The organism is Parvimonas sp. D2 (assembly GCF_035282635.1).
Classification (GTDB): Bacteria; Bacillota; Clostridia; order Tissierellales; family Peptoniphilaceae; genus Parvimonas.
Window position 1 is genome coordinate 123448 of record NZ_JAYKBO010000004.1, and the last position, 26734, is coordinate 150181.

Sequence of the window (26734 nt, forward strand, 5' to 3'; positions counted from 1 at the left end):
AAGAAAATTTAAGGGGGATTATTTATGAATAAAAAATTGAAAAAAATTATTTCAATTATTATGATTAGCTGTATGTTTTTAGTTGCTTGTTCATCTAGTAAGGATGAAAATAATAAAGAGCAAAAAACGACAGAGCAAAAAGAAAATAAGAAAGTTATTTATACAACATTTTTCCCAGTAACAGATCTTACAAAGAGAATTGTTGGGGATAAAATGGAAGTTAAAACAATAATAAAAGGGAATCAAGAGCCTCATTCCTTTGAGCTTAAAGCTGGAGATATGCAAGAAATTATAAAAGCAGACTTGATTATTTATAATGGTGCTAATATGGAGTCTTTTATTTCTGCTATTGAAGATACTGTTAAGGATAAAAATAAGTTCTTAAATCTATCACAAGGATTAACTTTGCTTGAAAGTGGAGATGGATTGGAAGAAGAACATGATCATGGTGATGAAAAAGAAGATAATCATGAGCATGATAAAACAAATCCACATACTTGGCTTAGCGTAAAAAATGCAATTATTCAACTTGATACAATTTATAAAAAAGTTTCTTCTATAGATCCTGAAAATGAAGCCTATTACAAAGAAAATCTAAAAAAAGCACAAGATGAATTTAGAGCTTTAGACAAAAAATTTGAAACAGAACTTTCTAAAGTTAAGAGTAAACAAAAATATTTTGTTGTAAGTCATGCTGCTTTTAACTATTTAGCAAATGATTATGGCTTAAAACAAGTTGCAGTAACAGGTATATCACCGGAAGATGAACCATCAGCAAAGCAACTTCAAAAAATTGCAGACTTTGTTAAGAAATACAAGATAAATACAATTTTCTTTGAAGGAAAGGCAACTCCAAAAGTTGCTGAAACTCTTGCTAAAAACACAAATACAAAAACAGATACTTTATATACAATGGAAAATTTGACAGACGAAGAAATTGAAATGGGATATTTAAAATTAATGGAATTAAATTTAAATGCTTTGGTTAAATCTTTTAATGAATAGGAGGGAAATATGAGTAAAAATTTAAAGAATAAAATTTATAAAATGAACTTGATTTTAGTTTGTAGTGCAGTTTTACTTGCAAGTTGTTCAAAAAAACAGGAAGAAAAGGAAAAAACTTCTAGTAAAAATTTTGAATTTGTTGAAAAAGAGACAAATTATAAAAAAGATGAAACTACAGAAGTTTTAATTGATGCTGAAATAAAAAAGAGTGATATTGTAAGATCTTATAAGCACGGGGATCACTGGCATGTGTTTACTAAAGATGGGAAAGAACATATTACCTATACAGACCCTTCAAAATTAGGAGATGGAAATTCACTTTCTCTTGTTAGCGTTGTTTCAAAGAGTAAGTTAAGAGGATTAAATGTAACATCAATATTAAAACATGGAGATCATTGGCATGTTTATACAGCTGATGGGAATGAATATTTAACTTATGAAGATCCATCAAGTATGTTTCCAAATATTACTGTAGGAACTTATGTGGGTTCACATGGTTCACACAGAAATAGGAGAAATTCAAATAACTATTCACATGCAAATATTATTGAAGAGAAAAAAGATAGAGTTGTAAAAATTTTAAAACATGGAGATCATTGGCATATCTATACTGCAAGTGGTAAAGAATATATTAGTTATACTGATCCTACTTCAAAATATCCTGATGCAGAAGTCGGAGAGTATCAAGGAAATCATGGAGATTCACAAGATAATACTGAAAATGAAAGACCAAATGTTCCAAGTGCTAGTGAAAAATTATATGAAGCTAGAAAGAATTTAAATATAGTAAATGTTTTGGGAAAAGATCCTGTTGACAGATATAATATAGTAAAAATTTTAAAACATGGAGATCATTATCATATTTATGATTCAAAAGGAAATGAAGGAATCACTTATACTAATCCAAGATCACTTTATCCAGAAGCTGAATTTGGAGAATATCAAGGAAATCATGGTGAAGATTCAAATAAACCATTTGAATGGCCAAAATGGGTTACAAAAATTATAGATCATGGAGATCATTGGCATTTATATGTTGGAGATAAAGAGGTCGGAGTAGTTCACGAAAATCCTAGAAGCCGTTATCCTGATGCTGAATATATTAAAGAAGGAAGCGATCACTCAGATATTGGTGTAGATGAAAATGAATTATTTACTTATGAAAGTGTAAAAGCAGAAATAAAAGACAAAGTAATTCCATATCTTGATAGTAATCTTAGATCAATGAGAAATTATGGAGATTTAAATACAACATTACCAGTTTATGGATCTAATGGAGTTACAAAAGGAATATTTTATTGGTTGCATGGAGGTCACTATCATGCAATAACTATAAAACAAATTATTCAAAATGCAAAAGCTGGCCAATATGGTGAATGTACTGCAAGAGAAATAGTAGCTGCTTTAAAATATATAATTCAAAATCCAAATACAGAAATTGAGTCTAAAATAACTGTTGATAGAGATGAAGTATTAAAATATCTTAGAAAAGTTTATAATCTTGAAGATGAAACGGATGCTTGTATTATAGGTGATATTGCTTATGTTTATATAAATGATGAAACCTTAACATTCAGTTTAGCAGATTTTGAAAAAGTAAATGGAGAAATTAGATATAAAAAGAAACTACCAGAAGCACCAAAAAAAGCCAAAAAAGATAATGAAGATTATGTGGATGAAGAAGATACAAAAGATTATTCAGGTTATGAAGAAGAGAAAAATAAAATAACTAAAAAAAATAGTGAAGAATCTAAAGAAAAAATAGTTGAAGAAAAATCTGCAGAAAAAAATAATTCTATTTCAAAGACTGAAGATAAAAAAGTTGATGATAAGAAGGATGTAGAAAAAACAAAAACAGATAAACCAATAAAATCTGAAGAAAAGAATGAGGAAAAGGAAAATAAAAATAATTAGTTTTATAATTTAATAAATTTTCTAAATTTAAAATCACTCAATTATAGAGTAAAATCTGTATTGAGTGATTTTTTGTGAATAAACAAGTTTATTTTAAATAAAATTTTTTAATCAAAAAAATTTTTTTATAAAAATGTTTATAATTTATGTTTTATGTGGTATAATATATTTGTAATTAATTAGCACTCAAGTTAATAGGCTGCTAATAACTTTAATAGGAGGTATGTTATGAAATTAAAACCAATAGGAGATAAATTAGTTATAGAAATGGTTGAGGTAGAAGAAAAGACAAGTTCTGGAATAGTTCTTCCTACTTCTGCTAAAGAAGCACCAAGTGTAGCAAAAGTTTTAGCAATTGGTGATGAAATTTTAAAGGATGAAGATAAAAAAGATTTAATTAAAGTTGGGGATAAAATAATATTCTCAAAATATGCAGGAACTGAAGTTAAACTTGATAAAAAAGAATATATTGTTGTAAAAATTGCTGATGTTTTAGCAGTTGTTGAAGATTAGGAGGTTTTTAAATGGCTAAAGAAATTAAATTTAATGAAGAAGCAAGAAAAGGAATGGAAACTGGTATTAATAAACTTTCAAATACAGTTAAAGTTACTCTTGGACCAAAGGGAAGAAATGTAGTTTTAGATAAAAAATTCGGTTCACCACTTATTACAAATGACGGTGTTACTATTGCAAGAGAAATTGAATTGGAAGATCCTTATGAAAATATGGGAGCTCAACTTGTTAAAGAAGTTGCAACTAAGACAAATGATGTTGCAGGTGATGGTACAACTACAGCAACACTTTTAGCACAAGCAATTATCAGAGAAGGTTTAAAGAATGTTGCAGCAGGAGCAAATCCAATGATTATTCAAAAGGGAATTAAAAAAGCAGTTGATAAAGCTGTTGAAGGAATTAAAGAATTTTCAAAACCTGTTGAAACAAAAGAAAGTATTGCTCAAGTAGCATCAATTTCTGCAGCTGATGAAGAAGTTGGAAAATTAATTTCAGATGCAATGGAAAAAGTTGGAAAAGACGGAGTTATCACTGTTGAAGAATCTAGAAGTATGGGAACAACTTTAGAAGTTGTTGAAGGTATGCAATTTGATAGAGGATATGTTTCTCCTTATATGGTAACTAATACTGAAAAAATGGAAGCTGAACTTGAAGATCCATATATTTTAATTACTGATAAAAAGATTACTAATATTCAAGAAGTTTTACCTGTATTAGAACAAATTGTTCAACAAGGAAAACCACTTTTAATTATTGCTGACGATGTAGAAGGCGAAGCAATGGCAACACTTGTTGTTAATAAATTAAGAGGAACATTTAACTGTGTAGCTGTAAAAGCACCTGCTTTTGGTGATAGAAGAAAAGATATGCTACAAGATATTGCAATTTTAACAGGTGGTACAGTTATTTCAGAAGATTTAGGATATGAATTAAAAGAAACTTCTATTGAAATGTTAGGTAAGGCAAGAAGAGTAACTGTTGGAAAAGAACTTACTGTTATCGTTAATGGAGCAGGAGAACAATCAGCTATTGAAGAAAGAGTTGCTTTAATTAGAAATCAAATAGAAATAAGCGATTCTGAATATGATAGAGATAAATTACAAGAAAGACTTGCTAAACTTGCTGGAGGAGTTGCAGTAATTCAAGTTGGTGCAGCTACTGAAACAGAACTTAAAGAAAGAAAGTTAAGAATAGAAGATGCGCTTGCAGCTACAAGAGCAGCGGTAGAAGAAGGTATTGTTCCTGGCGGTGGAACTGTATTGTTAAATGTAATTCCAAAAGTTAAAGCACTTCTTGAAGGAACTAATGGAGACGAAAGAACAGGTGTTAATATAATTGTTAAAGCACTTGAAGAACCAGTTAGACAAATTGCAATAAATGCAGGTTTAGAAGGTTCAGTTATCGTTGAAAATGTTAAGAATGCTGAAGTTGGAATTGGTTTTGATGCTTTAAGTGAAAAATATGTAAATATGCTTGAAAATGGAATTGTTGATCCTACAAAAGTTACAAGATCAGCACTTCAAAATGCATCAAGTGTTGCATCAATGGTTTTAACAACAGAAGCTGCAGTTGCAGATGTAACTAAAGATGAACCAATGGGACAAATGCCTGGCGGAATGAATCCTGGAATGGGATATATGTAGAAAGCAGTTAACTTATAGATAAATTTATGGTAAAATAGAACTTGGATTAACCAAGTTCTTTTTTTATGGAGTTTTTATGATTAAATTATTTTTTAATATTATGTTTTTAGTTAGTATTTCTATTTTAGTGATACATCAAAGTTTTTATTATTATCAATTTAATAAGATTTTAAAAAAATTGAAGATTTTAAGTGAAGAGAAAAATATAAGAGAAGATAGAAATTTAATTTTAGAGTATAATTATAATCTCGCACAGCTTAATTATATTTTTTGTGTATATTTTTGTGGGTTGATGAAAAAAATTCTATATAAAAAGAATAATTTTGAATATGTCGAATAGGAGAATGTTTTGAAAGATTATTTATTTATATACAAAAATGAAGAAAAAATTGAATATGGAAAAGTTATAAATTCAAAATTAAACTCCTATTTCTTAAAAAAATTTAGTGATTTTGAAATTGGAGACATATATAGAGCAAGGGTTGTAAAAAAAGTTGATGCATTACAATGTTTTTTTGTAGAACTTAAAAATGGAAAAAATGGATTTTTAGACTTCAAAGATACTATTGGAGAAATAAAAGTTGGAGATGTTATATTTGTTGAAATTTATAAAATAAATGCAGGAGAAAAAGCACCTAATGTTTCAATGAATTTCTCAATTTCTTCAACGTTTTCAGTTATATCTTATAAAAAAAGAGAAGATATTTTGATTTCCAAAAAAATAAAAGAGCATAACTTTGATTTTGAAAAGATAAGAAATATAAAATCAAATTTTTCAGTAAAGTTGAGAACAAAAAGTGTCGATTGTGATGAAGATACTTTATTGCAAGATATAAGCAAAAATGTAGAAAAAATGCAAGAAATAGTTGATTGTTTGAATAATTTACCTGTTCCGAAATTAATCTACAAAAAGGAGAATTTTTTAGAGGACTTTTTAATTGAAAATGAAAAATATTGCTGTATATTAAATGATAAAGAGCTATATAAGAGTTTTAAAGATAATAAATTTTTGAAAAATGAATTAAAATACAATGATGAATATTCTCCAAGATATGACTACAATATTGGAGTATATCTTGAGGGATTAAATAAAAAAACAATTGAAGTTGAAGATATAAATATAGTTATAGAACAAACAGAAGCACTTACAGTAATAGATGTAAATTCAAAGAAAAAAACAAATGAAACAAATAAAAGTAAAAATGCATTATCTGTAAATTTAATAGCAATTGAAGAAATTATAAGACAGATTTCTTTTAGGGATATTTCGGGAATAATAATTGTAGATTTTATAAATATGAAAACAAAAGATAAAGAAATATTAGAAGAAAAAATTAAGGAAATACAAATCTTTGACAATAAGATTTGGAATTTTCACGGTTTTACAAAACTTGGATTATATGAAATTACAAGACAAAGAGGAAAATAATGGAATTAAAAAATTTAGAAATAATTGACAATACTAATGAGGGACTTGGAGTTGCAAAAAGTGAAGAGGGAATAGTTTTTGTAAAAGGTGGACTTGTTGGAGATATTGTTGATGTTGAAATTACTCAAAAAAAGAAAAAATTTTCTAACGGATATGTTAAAAAATATTTGAAATATAGTGAATACAGAGAAAATCTATATGATGAAAAACTAACAGATATCTATCATTTTATAAATCTAAAATATGAAAAAGAGCTTGAATTAAAGAAAAAGATGTTCTTAGACAGTCTTAGAAAAAATACAGGCATAGAATTAGAAGATGTTGAAATTTTAGAGAATAAAAATAACTTAAATTATAGAAATAAAATTGAATTAAAGACAAATGAAAACTTTGAACTTTGTTACTGTGTGGATAATGGGGAAAGCAAAATAAAACTTGAGAATTGTCCATTAAGTGATGAGAGTATAAATGAATTTCTACCATTTTTACAAGAAAAATTAAAAGAATTTAAGGTTAAGTCCTATGATGTAAATACTGATGATGGAATTTTAAAAAATATCAGCATAAGGTCAAATTACAATTCTGAAATTATGATTACAGTTGTTGTAAAAAAAGATATATTAGAAGCTCAAAATTTTGTAAAAAGTTTAAGTGAATATGAAAAATTAGTAAGTGGATATATAAATATTAACCCTAAAAAAGCAAGTATAATTATGGGACAAGAAAGTAAATTAATATTTTCAAAGAAGAATTTTACTGATAAAATCGGAAAATATGAATTTAATATTTCTCCAAAGAGCTTTTTTCAAGTAAATAGATTTCAAACTGAAAATTTATACAAAATAGCTAAAGATTTTTTAGGAGAAAATAAAGACAAGAATTTATTGGATTTATATTCTGGAATAGGAACAACAAGTATATATTTTTCAGAAAATTTTAAAAAAGTAATCGGTGTAGAAGTTGTAAAAGATGCAATAAACGACGCTAAAGAAAATTTAAAACTAAATGATGTGAAAAATGTTGAGTTTCTATATGGCAAGAGTGAAGAAAAAATTGAAGAAATATTAAAAAACAATAATATTGATATAATTTCCGTAGATCCTCCACGAAAAGGACTTGATAAAAAAGTTGTAGATACTATTATCAAAAGTAATATAAAAAAAGTTGTATATGTAAGTTGTAACGGAGCGACACTTACAAGAGACTTAAAACTTTTTATTGACGGTGGATTTGAATTAAAGAAAGTAAAGCTATGTGATATGTTCAGTAAAACAGCACATTGTGAAGTTGTTGTGGAGATTGAGGAATGTATTTAGTAATTTTGATACTATTATAATTAGAATATAATTAAGGGATACTTATATTACAGGAAAAGTAATTTAATTATTATAATAATATTTAGGAGGTAAAGAATGGACTGGAATAAGCTTTTGTCATCAAAAACTCAAATAAAAAGAGAGGATAATCCTACAGAGTTTTCTATTTATCCAATAAGTGATATTGAGAGAGATTATGAACAAATTATATCAAGTTCAGCATTTCGCAGATTACAAGATAAGACTCAAGTATTTCCTCTAGATAAAAGTGATTTTGTAAGAACAAGACTTACACATTCTATTGAAGTATCATCAATTGCCAGACAATTGGGAATAATGATTACAAAAAATACTAGTGGTTATGGAAAAGAAGATTTTAAAAATGGAGAAGAAGATATAGAAGATATACCTTCAATACTGGCTTGTGCTGGATTATTGCACGATATTGGGAATCCACCTTTTGGACATTTTGGAGAAGTTATTATAGGAGATTGGTTCAAAAAAGAGTTTGAAAAAGAGAAATTTTCTTTTCATAATAAGTTAATCAAAGAAATAATAAATCTGCAAATGAAAAGTGATTTAGAAAATTTTGAAGGGAATGCACAAGCATTAAGAATATTAACAAAGTCTCATAAAAATGGGAATGATTTAAACTTATCGTATTCTATAATTAATACATTAATTAAATATCCGACAAACTCTATTGAGTTCTCTAATGATAATAATGATATTTTTAAACATAAAATGGGATATTATTATTCTGAAAAGGAAATTTTAAATGATATATGTGAAGAAACAGGAACGAAAATTGAGAATAACTATGTTAGACATCCATTAACTTATTTACTAGAAGCGGCTGATGATATTGCTTATTCAACAGCCGATTTAGAGGATGCCTTGAAAAAGGGTTTGTTTACTTTAGACCAATTTATTTTATATTTCAAAGAGGAAATTGACAAAATCGACAATACTAATAAAAAATATCAAAAGAGATATACTAAAGCCTTATTGGATGATTTGGAATGTATTAGAAAAAATACAGAAAAAAATATAGAAAATGATTTTAACTCTTTTAGTAAGTGGATAGGAGATACTAAAAAATGGTTGATGTATGTAGTAGCTTATAGATTTTCTAATTCTTACAAAAATATTATGAAAGGTGCATTTAAAAATGATTTGTTTTGGGAAACAAATCATGAAATTACAATAAAAGTATTAAAAAATGCAATGAAAAGATTCGTATTTAATGATGTTGATATATTAAAATTAGAACTATCTGCAAAAAAAATTATAGAGACTTTTTTGAAAGATTTCATTTATGCTATTAGGTATTGGGAGGAGGAAGATGCAAATGAATATATGTCAAAGGCTGATAAGAAATATATTAGTATAATTCCACAAGATTTAAGGGATGATTATATAAAGTCAAAACCTAAAGATCAAGGTGAAAGGTTGTATAAAAAGTTTTTATTGGTAACTGATTTCATTAGTGGAATGACAGACTCCTATGCAAAAAATTTGTATCAAGAGCTTTATGTAATTAAATAAAATATCAATAATAGAAGTTAAATATAGACAATATGAGTGCTTAAATTTTGTAAAATGATTTGTGGATTTATTTAGGTTTTTAAGTAGGTTAAATATATTAAAAGTTACTGTCGAATGATAGTAGCTTTTTTAATGCTTAGAAAGTACATTTTTATATTTTGTTGATATTATTAATATTTTGGGATATAATAAAAAATATAATAATGCTTAAAAGTAATTTATATAAAATAGTGAATACATTTTGAAAGGAGATTTTAAAATGGATAGTAAATTTAAAAAGATAAAAGTTCTTGAAAGTTCAAATACAAAAAAGGAATTGGATATAAAATTATATGGAGAAGAACAGGCGAAGTCTGTATTGAAATTTCATAAGCAAATTGAGGAATACAAGAAAACTCCACTAATTTGTCTTACTAATTTAGCTTCAAAGTTGAATGTTGGTGCCATTTATGTAAAAGATGAATCAAAGCGTTTTTCACTAAATGCATTTAAAGGACTTGGTGGAAGTTATGCGATGTTTAGAATTTTATGTGATGAATTAAATCTTAACCCTGATACTACAAGTTTGAATGATTTGTTATCTGATAAGTATAGAAAAAGACTTGAACAGATTGAATTTGTAACATGTACTGACGGAAATCATGGTAGAGGTGTTTCTTGGGCATCAGGATTATTTGGATGTAAAGCTCATGTATATATGCCTTATGAAACAGCGGAAGTTCGTGCAGAAGCAATTCGTAAAGTTGGTCCTGCAAAAGTAGAGATTACAGATTTAAGTTATGATGATACTGTTAAATATGCTTTAGAAATGAGTAAAAAATATGGTTGGATATTAATTCAAGATACTTCTTGGGATGGATATGAAAAAATTCCTACTTGGATTATTCAAGGGTATCTTACAATGGCTTATGAAATCACTGAAGAATTAGAAAAATTAAATGTAATTCCTACACATATTTTTTTACAGGCAGGAGTTGGTTCAATGGCTGGAGGAATGATTGCATATTTTGTAGAACATTATAAAAATAATAAACCTATATTTACTATTGTGGAGTCAAATGTTGCAGATTGTATTTATCGTTCTGCAGAGATAGGAGATGGTAAATCTTATTCTGTAGGAGGAGCTCCAACGACCATTATGGCAGGATTGAATTGTGGATCTGTTTGTAGTCTTATCTGGCCTATTATTTGGAATTATACTGATTTTTATATTTCAGGTTCTGATGAAATGGCAGTTGATGGAATGAGAGCCTACGCCTTTAATAAAGGAGAAGATTTAAAAATTATTTCTGGAGAATCAGGTGCTTCAACAATGGGTGCATTACTTGGAGTTTTGGCAGAACCTTCTATGGAAGAGATGAAGAAAAAAATGAAAATAGATGAAAATTCTGTTATTCTTTTGATTAATACAGAAGGAGATACTGATCCGGAAAATTATAGAAGAGTTATAGAAGGAACTATTAAATAATAAACTAATTTTTAAATTACTAATTGAATAATATCATTATTATTTTGGGTATAAATTCATTACATTTATATATAAGAAAAAAATGAAAAATTTTTCTATAAACAAATGATTTTAACAGAAAGTAGGGTGAAAAATATGAAAGCTATTATTTTCTACTATTCAAATAGTGGTAAGACTAAAAATGTTGCAATGAAAATCCAAAAAAATCTTGGTTGTGATATTATAAGTATTGAACCTGAAGTTTCTTATGGTTCATATTTTAAAGCTATTGGAAGAGCGAGAGATGAAAAAAAGAAGGATATAACAGCTAAATATGTAGCACCAGTTGTAGATATTTCTGATATTGATGTTGTTTTAGTGGGATATCCAATTTGGTTTAGTAAACCACCAATGATTGTATTAGATTATTTAAAGAATTATAATTTAAATGGTAAAAAGGTGGTTCCTTTTTCAACATCTGGATCTACTAATGTTAAGACAACTCTTAACACACTTAAAGAATATATTGGGAAGGCAGAACTATGTCTTCCATATAGTAAGGCAATAATATTTAAAACAAACTTTAATAAATGGATTGAAAAAGTTAAAGAATTATAGTATGTATGCTTTTGATACTTAAAATAAAAAAATACAGTCATTTAATTGAACTGGATTTAAAAATACAAAAATTATTAAAGGAATGTAATCCATAATTAATAAGAGACATTCCTTTTAAATTATTCTTAATTATTTGAGTCGGAAATGATTAAAACCAATTTGTTTTTTCATCCCTAAATTTTGGTATTTTTCCATTTTGATAAGGATTATAGTTGTTTCGATTACAGCCGAATTCTTTTAATTCTTTTATTTTATTATCATCAGTCCATACAATAAGAGAAATTCCGTCAAAATCTTCGATACTTCCATTATTCATTTTATTCTTAAAATACCATTCTACAATAGTTTGATTACCTTTATGAAAAAATTGTTTAATTGTCCAATCTATTACCATTCCACGATTATTCCATTCATTAAACCATAATTTTACTGTTTCACGATTTTCATATTTGGGGCTCCAACTTTCTGTGTAAATAACATCTTCTGTAAAAATTTCATCTATTCCTAAATCTTTTTGTTTTATCCACATATCAAACCATAGTTGAATTATTTTTTCTTTTTTATTCATCATACACCACCATATAAGCAATTCTCAATCAATTAAATAAACACAATTAAAAGAATGTTTTTATCATTATAACACATTTACATATAGTTTTATAGTATTCATTTTTACTTATAACAGTCATTATTTCCTATATGTTTTCACAGAATAATTTTTCTATTATTTTTATATTTAAAAACTGACCTTCAAAAAATTATTTTAAATTTATTAAAGTCAGTTTTAATTTATTAATATACAATGTTTTTATAATAGTTTAAATTTGTTTTTTTCAAAGTCTATTATTCCTTCTTTTTTTAATTTTCCAAGCTCTCTAGAAAGATTACTTCTATCAAGTGCAAGGTAATCAGCCATTTCATTTCTATTTAGATTTATTTCAAAGTTACTATCTAATGATAGTTGCTTTTTTTGATTTGAAAGATATTCTAATATTTTTTCTCTCGTAGTTCTTTTTGACAAGATTTGTAATTTTTTGTTTAAAATTAAATTTTTCATAGAGATTATCGTTAAAAAATTATTTAGAATTTTTTGGTAATATTGAGAATTAGATAAACTACTATACTCAATCCAAATTACAGAAGAACTTGTTAGAGAAATTATTTCGTGAGGAATTTTCGTTTCTAATGAAACTAAGGCTTCGCCAAATGAATCTCCTTTTTCAAAAACATTTAAAATATTTCTATTTCCAAAATAATCGAAATTAGAAACTGCAATTCTTCCATTTGTAATTATTCCAAAATATTCTACTTTTGTATTTTCAGCTAGAATTATATCATTTTTTTTATAATTTTTTTCGTAAAAAGATACTACTGAAAATATTTCTATTATTTCATCTATTGAAAAGTCCTTAAATATTGGACATTCTTTTATTATTTCAAAGTTATTCAAGTTTACCTCCTAAAATTTATTAATTATATTTTAGAACTTTTTTTTACATTTTTCAATATATTTTGTTTATAATTTATTAATAATTATTTAATATGGTTGCTATAAACTGACAAAGTTTGAAAAAAATAGTTATACATTCTAAAAAACATTGTAAAAAATATTGCAATAAATTTGAATAGGTGTTATAATACTTAAAACGAGAGTACGTTTTAGATTTTACATATTAATAAAATTAAATGAAAACAAAAATGGTAGGAGGTTTATTATGTTAGACGATAAAATTTCTGTTGCAGTTATAAAACGTTTACCTAAATATTATAGATACCTTGAACTTATTGGAGATAAGGGAATAATTAGAGTATCTTCTCAAGAATTAAGTAAAATTACAGGTTTAACTGCATCACAAATTAGACAAGATTTGAATCACTTTGGTGCATTCGGTCAACAAGGCTATGGATACAATGTAGAAGAGTTAAAAATTGAATTGGAAAAAATTATGGGTGTTGATAAGCCTTATAATGTAGTTATTATTGGTTTTGGTAATATTGGTAGTGCATTGTTAAACTATAGTGGATTTAGAAAAAAAGGCTTTAAGGTTGTAGGAATTTTTGATAACTCATCAGATATTATTGGAAGTAAACAAAATGATGTTGTTGTTAAAGATATTTCAGAATTAGAAGAAGTTGTAACTAGAGAAAAAGTTGATATTGCAATTTTAGCGATTCCTGCAAGACCTGCACAAGAAATAACTGATAAACTAGTTGCTTGTGGTATAAAAGGAATTTGGAATTTTGCACCAATTGATTTGAAATTACCAAGAAATGTTGTGCTTGAAAATGTTCATTTAGATGGAAGTTTATTAACTCTTACTTACTATATGAATAGTTTAAAGGATTATCCAGGAGTAAGATAGAACTATATTATATCAAGGTGTGTTCAAAAACCTTGATTTTTTATGAGTATACAATAAAACTCTTTTTTAAGAGTTTTATTTTTTTTTGTTTTATGCTATAATTGAAATAAGTTTTATTTGAGGGAATGGTCATTAAATGATTGTTTTTGTGACAATTTATATGTTAAAAATAATCTTTAAAATTTCTCTTTTTTAAATCTTAATTGCAAAGAATAATTATATTGTATTTTAATGCTAAGGCTATAATAATACAATAAATTTAAAATTTTTTTGAAATAATATTAATTTATTTATATCTTTAACTTTTATAATTAGTTAAGTTATAAGGTATTTCAATTTAATAATATTGATAAAATGGCTTATGAAAGGCTTAAGATATATGAATTATATTGATGGTATTTTAGAAAAATATGGGCTAAATTTAGATGAACTATTAATATTAATAGTTTCATTTACAGTGTTTTTACCATTTTATTTTTTAATATTCGCTTTTAATGCTCTATTTTTCTATTTAATAGTTAGTGGTAAAATTATTCCTATATTAAAAGGAACTCCATATGTTAAAAATGTTTTATCATTTACACTACTAATATTCGTAGTTTCAGTGTTTAAACATAATTTATATGGTATTGGAGTATCAATAATTATATTTGAATTTGCTATGTTTTTTATGTACTATAGATCTGTTATAAATAGAAAGTTATTTTCAAGGATTATTAATCTGTATATGATTGTTTCAATATTTTGTTTTATTTTGACAATTCTTTCAGTACTATATAGTAAGTTTAGTATGGATTTAAAGATGTATGAATTTATAGAATATATGGCTTTGCATAGACCAGTATCGTCATTTTTTAATACGAATTACTATGCTACAATTTGTGAATTCATAATTATAATAGCAATGTATTATTTTTTATCAAATAAAAATAAAAATAATAGACTGTATTTTTTGTGTGTAAGTACACTTGCATTTATAGTTCTGTTTTTGACAGAAAATAGAACTGCATTACCAACAATTTTGATTGCAACTTTGGTGCTTTCCTTAACGAAAAATAATAAAAAAGTTTTTGCTTTTCTTGGAATTTTTACAGTGATCATAGTAATACTTATGATTTTTTCTAATAGGATTTTTCCAAGATATGAATTTATAGGAAATTCTCTTGGAACAAGGAAAGAAATTTGGGATAATGCTATTAAACTATTTAAACAAACTTTCTTGTTTGGTAGTGGTCCAATGGCTTATCAAAATGCAACTTGGGTAACTCACCCGGCAAACCATGCTCATAACATAGCTTTAGATGTGTTAATTAATTTTGGTATTGTCGGTATTTTGGTAATTTCACCTCTTTTTGTAGGAATAGTTAAGCAAGTATATAGTATAAGAAAAAGAAATTTATTTAGACTCATAATAGCTTTAACTGTTGTAGTTGTTTTGCATGGAATGTTGGATGTTACAATCCTATGGCATCAAACTGCTTATATTTATTTTAGTGTATTACTAGCGGTTGGAAAAGTTAGTAACTTTGAATCTAAATTTATTTTCTAAAAAGGTGTTTTATGATTGTTTTGAGTGTTAATGGCTTAACTAAGTCGTTTTTAAGTGAAAATATATTAGAAAATGTGACTTTTTCAATTTCTAGCAGAGATAAAGTTGGAATAGTAGGAGATAATGGAAGTGGCAAAACTACATTATTTAACCTTTTAATTAAAGATTTATCTGCTGATAGTGGAGAAGTAAATTTTGCAAAAAATGTAAATCTATCTATTTTAAAACAAAATATTTCTTATACTAGTGATAAATCAGTTTTCGAGGAATGCCTAGAAGTTTTTGAAGATATTATTTTTCTTGAAAAAGAGATAAGAGAATTAGAGATTGAAATGGGTAATAAGGAATTGAGTGAAGAAGAAATCCACAAACTTTTTGATATATATGAAAGTAAAAGACATTATTTTGAAGAAAATAATGGATATTCTTATAATTCAAAAGTTAGAGGAGTTTTGTTTGGACTTGGTTTTTTAGAGGAAGACTTTTCTAAATCAGTTAATAATTTGAGTGGTGGGCAAAAAAGTAGATTACATTTAGCAAAAATTTTACTTAAACCGTCAAATTTGATTTTACTTGATGAACCAACAAATCACTTAGATATAGAATCTATTCAGTTTTTAGAGTCTTATCTAAGAGAATATAAAGGAAGCTGCCTTATTGTTTCTCATGATAGGTATTTTTTAAATGCTGTTTGTAACAGGATTTTTTCAATAGAGAATAAGAAATTAAAGGTTTTTAATTGTGGATATGATGAATATATTTCAAGACGTGAAAAAGATTTTGAAATTAATAGACATCTTTATGAAAAACAACAAAAAGAGATTTCTAGGCAGAAAGAAATTATTCAAAGATTTGAAAATTATGGAAATAATAGATTTATAAAGCAGGCAAGTTCAAGACGCAGACTTCTTGATAAAATGGATTTGATTGAAAATCCAGAAATTTATAAAAATTCAATGAGATTAAAACTAGTTCCAGAAGTTGAGTCTGGAAAAGATGTTTTGGATATTTCAGATTTGACAATGGGATTTAATGATAAAATTTTATTTAATAATATAAATTTAAATATCTATAAAGGAGATAAAATTGGTCTTGTTGGAAAGAATGGAGTTGGTAAAACAACTTTATTCAAAATAATTTGTAATAATCTTGAGGCTTTAAAAGGAAAATGTGATTTAGGTGCTAGAGTATCAATTGGGTATTACGATCAGGAGCAAAAAACTTTAAGTAATCAAAATACAGTTATGGATGAATTTTGGGATGCCTATCCAAAAATGAATAATTTTGAAGTTAGAAGTCATCTTGCAAAGTTTAACTTTTTTGATGAAGATTTATTTAAATCTGTTGGAGAATTAAGTGGTGGAGAAAGAGCAAGGCTTGAACTTTTAAAACTAATGTTGTCGAAATCTAACTTTTTACTTCTTGATGAACCAACGAATCATTTAGATATTGAAAGTAAAGAGGTTTTAGAAAAAGCAATTGTAGATTATTCTGGAACAGTTCTCACTATTTCGCATGATAGGTATTTTTTAAATAAAGTTGTAAATAAAATTTGGTTATTAGAGGATAGTAAAATAACAGAATATTATGGGAATTATGATTACTTTTTAGAAAAGTTAAATGAAAAAAATGAAATAGAAGAAAAGATAATCTCAAAGACAGAAATTGAGAAAGAAAAAAAGAAGAAAAGAGAATTAGAAAGACAAGAAAGAGCTAAAAAACAAAAATTGAAGGAAATTGAAGATAAAATTTTTGAAATAGAAGACAAAATTGAAACTTGTAATAGAGATATTCAAAATCCAGAAATTTTTAATGATAAAGATAAATTTTTAAAACTTAGTAAAGATTTGTCTGAATTGATAGAAGAAAAGGAAAATTTATATTTAGAATGGGAAAATTACTTGTAGGAGAATAGTATGAATAGTGTTAATCCGTTAGAAAATGTTCAAATGATTTTAAAAAAATCTTGTGAAGTTTTAGATTTAGATGAAAGTGTTTATAATCTTTTAAAGGAACCAGAAAGAACTATAGAAATAAATATACCTGTAAAAATGGATAATGGAAAATTTAGAATTTTCAAAGGTTATCGTTCTCAACATTGCGATGTTATGGGCCCATATAAAGGAGGTATCAGATTTCATCAAAGTGTAAATGGGGATGAAGTTAAAGCTTTATCTATTTGGATGAGTTTAAAATGTTCAGCTACTCATTTGCCTTTTGGCGGTGGAAAAGGTGGAATAATAGTAGATGTAAATGAATTATCTGAAAATGAGCTTGAAAAACTATCAAGAGGATATGTTAAAGAGCTTTATAAATATATTGGAGATAGATTTGATATTCCAGCACCTGATGTAAATACAAACGAAAAAATTATGGCTTGGATGTTAGATGAATATATAAAATTAACCGGTAATAATACTCTAGCAACTTTTACCGGAAAAGCGTTAGGCTTTGGGGGATCTTTTGGAAGAAAAGAGGCAACAGGAGTTGGAGTTGCTGTTATGACTAGAGAATCCTTAAATAAATTAGGTATTAATATAAGAGATTCAAAAATTGCAATTCAAGGTTTCGGAAATGTAGGTTCTAATACTGCGAAACATTTAGCAAGAATGGGTGGAAATATTTTAGCAGTTTCAGAATTTGATAATGAACATGGTGTTTACACCATATATAATGAGAATGGATTTAATGTTTTTGAACTAATTGATTATTTTTCAAAAAATCATACATTATATGATTTTAAGGGTTCTAAACATATTTCAATAGATCAATTTTATTCTTTAGATGTAGATGTACTTATACCTTGTGCTTTAGAAAATTCAATTACAGAAGAAGAAGCTCAAAAAATAAGAGCTAAATTAATTGTTGAAGGAGCTAATGGTCCTGTTAATTATCTTGCCGATAGAATATTAAGTCAAAAAAATATTGAAGTAATTCCAGATATTCTAGCAAATTCAGGTGGTGTTATAGCTTCTTACTATGAATGGGTACAAAATATTTCGGGAATTGATATGACAGAAGATGATGTTTTAAATAAAGTAGAGTATAAAATGCTACTTGCTTATAATGAAATAATGAAGATAAAAGATAAATATGATGTAACAATGAGACTTGCTTCTTATATTTATTCAGTTTTAAGACTTTATAAGATATTAAAGTTAAGATCTAGAATTTAAAAAATATAATTATTATATTTAGGTACTTGACATAATCAAAAAAATATTTTATTATATTAATATAAGTTAGGTAATAATATAGTTTAATAAATAAAAAATTTTGTAAATTGGTTTTTTTTTTCTCTATTTAGAGGTAAAAAGAAGACCAATTTTTTTATAGGAGGAATTTATGAGCAGAATTGATGATTTTGGAAAATTTACTTTTAATAAAAGTGCAATGAAAAGAAAACTGCCGTATCCTGTATATTTAAAATGGAAGAATGCTATCAGAAAAGAAGAACTTTTGGATAAAGACAGTGCCGATATAATTGCGCATGCAATGAAAGAGTGGGCTATAGAAAAGGGAGCAACACATTATTGTCATTGGTTTCAACCGTTGAATGGTAATACTGCAAAAAAACATGAGAGTTTTATAAGTAAATCAAGTGAAAATTTACCTATAGTTAGATTTTCAGGAGAGGAACTTTTAAAGAGTGAGCCAGATGCTTCATCTTTTCCAAATGGAGGAATGAGATCAACTTTTGAAGCTAGAGGTTATACATATTGGGATTGTACTGCTAATGCTTTTATTATGGATAATATTTTATATATTCCATCAATATTTGTTTCTTTTGATGGTATAAGTTTGGATAAAAAAGCTCCACTTTTAAAAAGTATGGACTTTTTATCAAAACAAGCTACTGCTTTATATAATTTATTTTCAGATGAAAAGATTTTTAGAGTTAGAATAAAAGTTGGCTTAGAACAAGAATTTTTCTTGATTGATAGGAAATTCTATGAACAGAGAGTTGACCTTATAAATACGGGAAGAACATTAATCGGTGAAATGCCACCTAAGGATCAAGAGTTATTACAGCATTATTTTGGTTCAATTCCTAAAAGAGTTATGAATTACTATAATAGTATAAATAAAAAATTAGAGGATTTAGGTATTAATTCTAAAACCGAACATAATGAAGTTGCTCCTGGTCAGTTTGAAGTTGCAATTTTATATGATACAGTAAATGTTTCTGTTGATAATAATCAAATTGTTATGGAAGTTTTAAGAAAAACAGCTTATGAGCATAATCTTGTCTGTTTATTACATGAAAAGCCATTTAAAAATGTAAATGGAAGTGGAAAACATAATAATTGGTCTTTGGTTACAAACTATGGTAAAAATTTATTTAAACTACCAAAAAAAGATGATGAAGTAGAGAGACTACTTTTTGCTATATTTATGATTTCTACAGTCTCAGCTGTAAATAAATATTCTTCATTACTTAGAGTTTCATCTTCAAGCGTTAGAAATGATTTAAGACTTGGAGGAGACGAAGCTCCACCATCAATAGTATCTGTTTATTTAGGAAATGAAATTGAAAATGTATTATGTGATATTTTAGATATGGAAGTTAAAAATCCAATAAAATTAAATGATTTTAATATTAGTAATCTGGAATTTGCACCAAGAGATACTGATGATAGAAATAGAACATCACCTTTTGCTTATACTGATGGAAAATTTGAGTTTAGAATGTTAGGTTCAATGCAAAGTGCAGCAGATTGTAACATAATTTTAAATACAATAGTTGCTTCAGAGCTTAAAAATATTTTACAGAAAGTTGAAAATATTAATGATAAGTCTGAAAGAATTGTGGCTTGCAAAAATATTCTAAAAGAAATCTTTGTTGAAAGTGAAAGAATTTTATTTTCTGGCGATAATTACTCAAAAGAATGGATTGAAGAAGCAGAAAGAAGAGGACTTAAAAATAATAGAACATATTTAGAAGCAATATTAAGTGCAAAAGAATCAAAAGAGTATGATGTTCTTTTGAAAAATGGTATTTTAAATTATTTAGAATTAGGTGCAGTTTATGATGTTTGCATTGAAGATATAAAGAATACTTATTTGCTAGAGATGAAAACATTAATTAATATGATTAATAAAGATGTCATTCCATCTTGTATACAAGAACTTAATTTTGAAATAAATTTGAATGAAAGAGTAAAAAATGTTAAACTAAATGAGAGAATTAACAAACTAAATAATTTGCTTGAGGGATTATTTGTGAAACTTGATGAATTTAATGAATTTGAAAAAACAATAAAAAATAAAAATGGAATTGAAGAAGTAATAAGTTTACATAAATTCGTTCCTAGAAAAATAGAAGAAATTAGGAAAATAAGTGATGAAATTGAATCAAATGTTTCAAGAGAAAATTGGAATATACCAACTTATGAAGAAATGTTTAGAGTATTAAATTAGGAGGATGTAATGAGTAAATTTATTTTTATTACCGGAGGAGTAGTTTCAGGGATTGGTAAAGGAATCTGTGGGGCAAGTTTGGGAAGACTTTTAAAGGACAGAGGTTTTAGTGTTTTTATGCAAAAATTTGATCCTTATATTAATGTTGACCCGGGTACTATGAGTCCTTATCAACATGGAGAAGTTTTTGTAACAAAAGATGGAGCTGAAACAGATTTGGATTTAGGACATTATGAAAGATTTATTGATGAAGAGCTTACTCAAAGAAGTAATGTTACTACTGGAAGAATTTATAGTGAAGTAATTCAAAAGGAACGTAGAGGAGATTATAACGGGGCAACTGTTCAAGTTATTCCACATATTACTGATAGAATAAAGGGATATGTTTATAAGGCTGCTGAGGAAAGTAAAGCTGATATAATAATAACTGAAATTGGTGGTACAGTCGGAGATATTGAATCATTACCTTTCATTGAAGCAATTAGACAAATTCATGCGGAAAATAAAAAAGAAGATGTTTTATTTATTCATACTACTTTGGTACCTACTATACCGGGATCAGATGAATTAAAAACTAAGCCAACTCAACATTCTTTTAAGGAGCTTATGAGTCAAGGAATTAAGACAAATATAATAGTTGTTAGAAGTCCTGAAAAAATTTCTGATGAAATAAAAAATAAAATCAGTCTTTTTTGTGATGTTCCAAAGAGTGCAATTGTTCAATCTGAAAATGTTGATTTTATTTATGAAGTTCCTGTTAGATTACATGAACAAGGTTTAGATGATTATGTTTTGCATAAACTTTGCCTTGAAGGAAATCCAATAATAAAGAATAATTGGAAAGAAATGATTGATTCTTATAAAAATGTAAAAACTGAATTAGAAATTGGACTTGTTGGCAAATATGTTCAACTTCATGATGCTTATCTTTCAGTCTCTCAAGCGTTAATAGATGCAGGATATAAAAATGCTCATAAGATTAATATTCATTGGATATATTCTGAAGAAGTTACTGAAGAAAATGCCAAAGAAGTATTTAAAGGGCTTGATGGAATTATTGTTCCAGGTGGATTTGGAGGAAGAGGTATTGAAGGAATGATTGCAACAAGTAAATATGCAAGAGAAAATAATATTCCTTATTTTGGTATTTGTCTTGGAATGCAAATCGCTATTATAGATATAGCTAGAAATGTTGCAAATCTTGAAGGAGCAGATTCAACTGAAAAAGATGATACTACAAAATATCCTGTTATAGATTTGATGGAAAATCAATTTGATGTTGAAAATATTGGTGGAACTTTAAGACTTGGGAATTATGATTGTAAACTTTTAAAAAATACTAAAGCTAGAGAACTTTATAATTCTGAAATTATTCAAGAAAGACATAGACATAGATATGAATTTAATAATAAATACAGAGAAGAACTAGAAAAGGCAGGGGTTATTTTCTCTGGGATAAATCCTGAACTTGATTTAGTAGAAATTATAGAATATACTGGCAGTGATTATTTTGTTGCTTGTCAATTCCATCCTGAATTCAAATCAAGACCAAATAAAGTTCATCCATTATTTGACGGATTTATAAAGGCATCTATAAAAAATAAAAATAAGTAGTTAATATTAAGTAAGAAACAGATTTTTATTTGTTCCTTACTTTTTTATATGCTGATATAGACATGTGTTTTGTAAAATGATATAATTTTAGTGAAAAAATTTTTAATAATGATATTAATATAGGAGGAAATAATAGTGGGATTATTTGATATTGTTAAAAAAGCTATAACAGGAGCAAGTGATGAGGATAACAAAAAAAATAAGGCAAGGATGCGTGAAATTTTCAATTCTTGTGTAGAAAACGGCGACGAATATAAGTTAATTTACTGTCATATGCAAAATGAGACTAATGCTGTTGTTGTAAAAGTTACAAAACATAGTAATTTTATTGTAGGATATAAAGAGGGAGAAGTTGTTATAATTGATGTAAATGCTACATTATCAGAATATGGAGAACCAGAATTCTTTAATAAAGAAAATGGAGCAACAATAAAAACATTTGTAGGTTATTGTGTTGCTGATAAAGAAAATGTACATTATCAATTTGAACCTATAACATTTGAGCCAGGATTTGTAAACGGTGCAAAATATAAAGTATCAATTTCACAAAGTGTTGCTGAAGTTTCTGAATTCCGTAAATTCTTCAAACGTGGATTGTAATTTAATATTTATTTTATAAGATTTTGACGATTAAGATTTCTTCTTAATCGTTTTTTTGTTGAAATAGACCAGGAATTGAAAATTTATATATAAAATAATTGTAATAAAATATAAAAAATGTTAAAATTAGAATGAAATAAGTAATTGAAAAAAATTATTAATGATTTGGAGAAAAATATGTTATTAGTTATAGATGTTGGTAATACAAATATCGTATTAGGTGTTTATGAAGGATATTCACTAATTTGTGATTTTAGACTTAATACGATAAAAAATAAAACAAGTGATGAATATGCAATGTCAATTACAGAAATATTACATGCTAACGATATTAAAAAATCTGAAATTGACGATGTTGTTGTAGCATCAGTTGTTCCTGATGTTATGCATTCAATTGAAAATGCTATAAAAAAATATTTTAATTTAAAACCAATAATTATTGATGATAATTGTGATTTGGGAATAAAAATAAATCACGATAATCCAAAAACAATTGGAGCAGATAGAATAGTAAATTCAGTTGCAGGAATTAAAAAATATGGAGTTCCTTTGATAATTATAGATATTGGAACAGCTATTACTTTTGATGTAGTTGATGAAAATTCAGTTTATCAAGGTGGAGCTATAATTCCAGGAATTGGAATTTCATCAGAAGCACTTTTTTTAAAAACTGCAAAACTTCCAAGAGTAGAACTTTATAAACCTGAAAGAATTGTAGCTAAAAATACAATGGATAATATTAGAGTTGGTATGGTAATTGGATATATTGGACTTATTGAAAAGTTGATTGATGAAATTGTAAAAGAGATGAATTTTGATGTTTCTAAGTTAAAAGTTGTTGCAACAGGTGGATATTCCAGCTTAATTACCAAAGATATAGATAAGATTAATATTATAGATAAGAAACTTACTCTTGATGGAATGCTTGAAATCTATAAGATGAAAAAGGGGTTATAGTATGCTTGATGGAGATATTTTTTTAGCTCCACTTGCAGGAGTTAGCGATGTTGCATATAGAATTTTAGCTAGTGAAATGGGAGCGAGTTTAACTTTTACTGAGATGGTTTCTATAAAAGGATTATATTATGATAATGACAAAACTTCAATTATAACTTATATTGACAAAAGAGAAGGACCTGTTGGATTACAAGTATTTGGAAGTGATGAAAATATTATGGCAGAAATAATCCAAAATAGGTTTAATAAAAGAGATGATATTTATCAACTTGATTTGAATTTAGGATGCCCTGCTCCAAAAATTGTTAAAAATCATGAGGGAAGTTACTTGATGAAAGAACCCAAAAAGGTTAAAAGTATTGTTTCAACTATGGTGAAAAATTCTAAAGTTCCCGTAAGTGTTAAAATTAGATTGGGTTTTGATGAAAAAAACAAAAACTTTTTAGAAGTTGCTGATGCTATTGTTGAAGCTGGAGCTTATATGATTACATTACATGCAAGAACAAGAGAAATGTTTTATTCAGGAAAGGCTGATTGGAATGCTATAAAAACTTTGAAAAATCATGTTCCTATAAAAGTAGTTGGAAATGGAGATGTTTGTAGCGTTGAAGATTATGTAAGAATGAAAGAAGAAACCGGAGCTGATGCAGTTGCAATTGGAAGGCATTCTCTTGGGAATCCATTTATTTTTAAACAAATTAAGGATTATAATTTAACAAAAAAATACTCATCTCCAACTTTGGAAGAAGTTATTGATACTATAAAAAGGCATTATAAACTGGAGTTGGAATTTAAACCAGAAAGAATAGCAATAAGAGAAATGAGAAAAAATATTTTATGGTATTTAAAAGGTTTTAAAGATTCAAACAAGGTGAAAAATACTATAAATACTTTAACTGATATTAACGAAATTTTTGATGTATTAAATGAATATAAAAATAATTTTAATTAAGATTACAATTACAATATACATAATAAACATAAGGAGAAATTTAATCTCAGTATAATAATTTTGTAAGATTTGGAGGATATTATGAAAAAATTATTTAAAGCCTTATCATTTTTACTTGTTTTTGTATTATTTTTAAATTCTTGTAAATCTGCAGTAAATGGAACATACGAGGGAAAAGCTAGAGGACATAATGGAGATGTTGTTATTGATGTAAGTTTTGAAAATAATAAAATAAAAAAAGTATCATTAAAGGAAAGTGTTGAAACTGAAGATGTAGGGAAACTTGCTATTGAAAAATTGATTGAAAAAGTTAATTCAGGAGATCTAAATTTAGATGAAATAACAGGTGCAACTTATTCTTCAAAAGCTTTTATAAACGCTCTTGCAGATGCTATAAACAAATCCGGACTCGATTATAAAAAAATTCTTAAAAACAACCCTACTACTAATGAAAAATTTGAAACTAAAGAAATAAATGTTGATGTAGTTGTTGTTGGTTCAGGAGGGGCAGGATTAATATCTGCAATTAAAGCCAAAGAATCTGGAGCTAATGTCGTAATTTTAGAAAAGTTACCAATAATCGGTGGAAATACTTTAATTTCAGGTGCTGAATATGCAGCTCCAATGAATTGGTTACAAGAAAAGGAAAATATAAAGGACAGTATAGACTTATTTAAAAAAGATGTTGAAAAAGCTGGAGGAGATAAAGAACTTATAGATGTTTTAGCTAATAATGCACTTGATGGTGCAAAATGGTTAAGAGATGATGTTAATGTTGAGTGGACAGATGAACTTATGTTTTTTGGAGGTCATTCAGTTAAGAGGTCTTTAATTCCTAAAGGTCAATCTGGAAAAGAATTGATAAACAAATTGCAAGCTAAAGCTGAGGAATTGGGAATAGAAATTTTAACAGAGACTAATGCCTATGAACTTATCACGAAAGATAATGTAGTTACTGGAGTTAAGGCTAAAATAAAGACTGGAGAATTGATAGTTAATGCGAAATCCGTTGTTTTAACAACAGGTGGTTTTGGAGCAAACAAAAAAATGCTTTATGATAATGATAAAGAAATTGATGATAAAATTCTTTCAACAAATTCTGCAGGTTCAACAGGTGATGGGATAAAAATGGCACAAGCTATTGGAGCTGATGTTGTAGATTTAGATAAAATTCAGTTATATCCTGTTTGTGATGTTGAGACAGGTAAACTTTTATATACCGGAGACACAAGACTTGTTGGTGGAGCAATACTCGTAAACAAAGAAGGAAAAAGATTTGTTGAAGAGTTGGGTACTAGAAGAGAAATTTCAATGGGAATTAAGGCTCAAACAGATAGTGTTGCATATCAAATTTGGGACGAAGAGTCAATGAAAAAATCAAATATTTTACCTACTCATGAAGTCGAATATAATAATTTGATAGAGGGTAAAAAACTTTGTAAGGTAAATTCAATTGATGAAATGGCTGACTTTTTTGGAATAGATAAGGAAAATTTAAAAGCAACAATAAATAAATTTAATGAAGATTCAAAAAATGGAAAAGATACATTATTCAATCTTAGAAGATTAGGTTTTAAAATAGATAAAGCACCTTTCTACTGTTTAAAAGCCGTTCCTGCTGTTCATCATACAATGGGTGGACTTAAGATAAATAAAGATGCAAGTGTGTTGGATAAAAATGGAAATATTATAAAGGGATTATACGCTGCAGGAGAGACAACTGGTGGAATTCATGGTAATAATAGACTTGGTTCCGTCTCAATAGCAGATATTACGGTTTTTGGAATTATAGCAGGAACTAATGCAGCAAAAAACAAATAATTTACACATAAAAAAGGAGCGTGG

Annotated in this window: 22 protein-coding genes; 20 read left to right on the plus strand and 2 right to left on the minus strand. The window is 26.9% G+C overall.

The genetic code is table 11. The annotated features are described in order from the left end of the window. The first annotated feature begins 24 nt into the window (after positions 1 to 24). The 10 genes from VJI77_RS05755 to VJI77_RS05800 all read left to right on the plus strand — a co-directional run bounded on the left by VJI77_RS05755 (position 25) and on the right by VJI77_RS05800 (position 11433). A complete protein-coding gene (locus VJI77_RS05755) occupies positions 25 to 1005 on the plus strand; it encodes a metal ABC transporter solute-binding protein, Zn/Mn family (RefSeq protein ID WP_323988690.1) in 981 nt (326 codons plus the stop codon). A gap of 9 nt (positions 1006 to 1014) precedes the next feature. Next, the gene (locus VJI77_RS05760; RefSeq protein WP_323988691.1) at positions 1015 to 2919 is read left to right on the plus strand and encodes a hypothetical protein; all 1905 of its coding nucleotides are present in this window, start codon (positions 1015 to 1017) and stop codon (positions 2917 to 2919) included. A gap of 228 nt (positions 2920 to 3147) precedes the next feature. Continuing rightward, entirely contained in the window at positions 3148 to 3432 is a 285-nt protein-coding gene (locus VJI77_RS05765) for a co-chaperone GroES (RefSeq protein WP_004833192.1), read from the plus strand. Between the two features lie 11 nt (positions 3433 to 3443). Further along, positions 3444 to 5075 carry a chaperonin GroEL gene (groL, locus tag VJI77_RS05770; RefSeq protein WP_323988693.1) on the plus strand — a complete coding sequence of 544 codons (1632 nt, stop codon included), beginning with the start codon at positions 3444 to 3446 and terminating at the stop codon, positions 5073 to 5075. A 76-nt stretch (positions 5076 to 5151) separates the two neighbouring features. After that, entirely contained in the window at positions 5152 to 5415 is a 264-nt protein-coding gene (locus VJI77_RS05775; protein ID WP_323988695.1) for a hypothetical protein, read from the plus strand. 9 nt (positions 5416 to 5424) lie between these two features. Then, positions 5425 to 6504: a ribonuclease E/G gene (locus VJI77_RS05780; RefSeq protein WP_323988696.1), complete on the plus strand. Its 1080-nt coding sequence runs from the start codon at positions 5425 to 5427 to the stop codon at positions 6502 to 6504. After that, positions 6504 to 7820, plus strand: a complete 1317-nt coding sequence (rlmD, locus tag VJI77_RS05785; RefSeq protein ID WP_323988698.1) for a 23S rRNA (uracil(1939)-C(5))-methyltransferase RlmD — start codon at positions 6504 to 6506, stop codon at positions 7818 to 7820. Before VJI77_RS05780 ends, rlmD begins: the two co-directional genes overlap by 1 nt. Positions 7821 to 7916: 96 nt before the next feature. Next, positions 7917 to 9368 (plus strand): deoxyguanosinetriphosphate triphosphohydrolase, encoded by a 1452-nt coding sequence (locus VJI77_RS05790; protein ID WP_323988699.1) that lies wholly within the window; start codon positions 7917 to 7919, stop codon positions 9366 to 9368. A 259-nt stretch (positions 9369 to 9627) separates the two neighbouring features. After that, positions 9628 to 10836, plus strand: a complete 1209-nt coding sequence (locus VJI77_RS05795) for a diaminopropionate ammonia-lyase (protein WP_323988700.1) — start codon at positions 9628 to 9630, stop codon at positions 10834 to 10836. Between the two features lie 135 nt (positions 10837 to 10971). Continuing rightward, positions 10972 to 11433 carry a flavodoxin gene (locus VJI77_RS05800; protein WP_004833201.1) on the plus strand — a complete coding sequence of 154 codons (462 nt, stop codon included), beginning with the start codon at positions 10972 to 10974 and terminating at the stop codon, positions 11431 to 11433. A 148-nt stretch (positions 11434 to 11581) separates the two neighbouring features. Here VJI77_RS05800 and VJI77_RS05805 read toward each other — a convergent pair whose 3' ends face one another. Next, entirely contained in the window at positions 11582 to 12001 is a 420-nt protein-coding gene (locus tag VJI77_RS05805; protein ID WP_029950574.1) for a nuclear transport factor 2 family protein, read from the minus strand. Positions 12002 to 12241: 240 nt separating this feature from the next. Next, complete coding sequence (locus VJI77_RS05810) at positions 12242 to 12883, minus strand: Crp/Fnr family transcriptional regulator (protein ID WP_323988702.1); 642 nt, start codon at positions 12881 to 12883, stop codon at positions 12242 to 12244. A gap of 265 nt (positions 12884 to 13148) precedes the next feature. Here VJI77_RS05810 and VJI77_RS05815 point away from each other — a divergent pair, with 265 nt between their 5' ends. The 10 genes from VJI77_RS05815 to VJI77_RS05860 all read left to right on the plus strand — a co-directional run bounded on the left by VJI77_RS05815 (position 13149) and on the right by VJI77_RS05860 (position 26710). Beyond that, entirely contained in the window at positions 13149 to 13796 is a 648-nt protein-coding gene (locus VJI77_RS05815; protein WP_009372487.1) for a redox-sensing transcriptional repressor Rex, read from the plus strand. A 379-nt stretch (positions 13797 to 14175) separates the two neighbouring features. Further along, positions 14176 to 15345, plus strand: a complete 1170-nt coding sequence (locus tag VJI77_RS05820; protein WP_323988704.1) for an O-antigen ligase family protein — start codon at positions 14176 to 14178, stop codon at positions 15343 to 15345. Between the two features lie 11 nt (positions 15346 to 15356). Next, the gene (locus tag VJI77_RS05825) at positions 15357 to 17252 is read left to right on the plus strand and encodes an ABC-F family ATP-binding cassette domain-containing protein (RefSeq protein ID WP_323988706.1); all 1896 of its coding nucleotides are present in this window, start codon (positions 15357 to 15359) and stop codon (positions 17250 to 17252) included. A gap of 9 nt (positions 17253 to 17261) precedes the next feature. Beyond that, positions 17262 to 18521, plus strand: a complete 1260-nt coding sequence (locus VJI77_RS05830; protein WP_323988707.1) for a Glu/Leu/Phe/Val family dehydrogenase — start codon at positions 17262 to 17264, stop codon at positions 18519 to 18521. Between the two features lie 169 nt (positions 18522 to 18690). Next, positions 18691 to 20766, plus strand: coding sequence for a glutamine synthetase III (locus tag VJI77_RS05835; protein ID WP_323988708.1), 2076 nt, complete (start codon positions 18691 to 18693; stop codon positions 20764 to 20766). Between the two features lie 9 nt (positions 20767 to 20775). Next, positions 20776 to 22380, plus strand: a complete 1605-nt coding sequence (locus VJI77_RS05840; protein WP_323988709.1) for a CTP synthase — start codon at positions 20776 to 20778, stop codon at positions 22378 to 22380. Between the two features lie 135 nt (positions 22381 to 22515). After that, a complete protein-coding gene (locus tag VJI77_RS05845; RefSeq protein ID WP_293440643.1) occupies positions 22516 to 22980 on the plus strand; it encodes a hypothetical protein in 465 nt (154 codons plus the stop codon). A gap of 177 nt (positions 22981 to 23157) precedes the next feature. Further along, positions 23158 to 23937 carry a type III pantothenate kinase gene (locus VJI77_RS05850; protein WP_293440641.1) on the plus strand — a complete coding sequence of 260 codons (780 nt, stop codon included), beginning with the start codon at positions 23158 to 23160 and terminating at the stop codon, positions 23935 to 23937. 1 nt (position 23938) lies between these two features. Further along, a complete protein-coding gene (dusB, locus tag VJI77_RS05855; protein WP_323988710.1) occupies positions 23939 to 24889 on the plus strand; it encodes a tRNA dihydrouridine synthase DusB in 951 nt (316 codons plus the stop codon). An 81-nt stretch (positions 24890 to 24970) separates the two neighbouring features. After that, positions 24971 to 26710: a flavocytochrome c gene (locus tag VJI77_RS05860; RefSeq protein WP_323988712.1), complete on the plus strand. Its 1740-nt coding sequence runs from the start codon at positions 24971 to 24973 to the stop codon at positions 26708 to 26710. The last annotated feature ends 24 nt before the right edge of the window (positions 26711 to 26734 follow it).